Genomic DNA, 595 nt, shown 5'->3' with positions numbered 1-595 from the left:
GTCCCAACTATCACCACCGCCCGTAATCTCAGCCAGGCCATCGAGGTCGTCCGTGAGCGCACCCTACGCGGCGCTGCATGGGATTCGGCTACGAAGGTCACTATGACCGGCCATTTCATCTCCTCGACAACTGACCTACTTGGGGTCGAGTTGCAGGCTGAAGTGACGAAGGGCAAAACAACCTCTCAGTCCACAACGACGTTGTGGTACGACGCCACAATGAAACAAACCCTGTCAGCGAGCGCCCTCATCTCGTGGCCCGGTTGGCCAAAGTTCAGCCAGGAAGTTGTTAAATCTGCCCATGCCGATGGCGTCAACGGCAAGAAGGCTGAGGCGGCCCTCCAGCAACCGCAAGCCCCCTATGGCACCGGACCTGCACTGTCATTTGACTCCAAGGGGGACCTGCTTGTGAAGTTCCCGGCGGGAGCTATCGATAGCGTTCAACGTACTGTTCTCATCGATTCCAAGGCCGTCTCTCCGACGCTCAGTGGGCTCGGCCAGAAGGCCCTCGGCGCCTCACTACACCCGACGTCGTTCACCGGTACCCCGTCAACGGATGCGACATGGTTTACCAAACTCAAGACGAGCCCGAAAC

Annotated in this window: 1 protein-coding gene; it reads left to right on the top strand. The window is 58.8% G+C overall.

Annotated features, from left to right (window positions below):
• Positions 1-102: 102 nt before the first annotated feature.
• Positions 103-595 (top strand): hypothetical protein (locus KBX53_RS35150; RefSeq protein ID WP_210864056.1); only part of this gene is annotated, 493 nt, incomplete at its 3' end.

The sequence above is a fragment of the Micromonospora sp. M51 genome, assembly GCF_018070305.1.
GTDB classification, from domain to species: Bacteria; Actinomycetota; Actinomycetes; order Mycobacteriales; family Micromonosporaceae; genus Micromonospora; species Micromonospora parva.
Note: the sequence above shows the minus strand (reverse complement) of the source record. Positions and strands in the feature narration are given on the sequence as shown.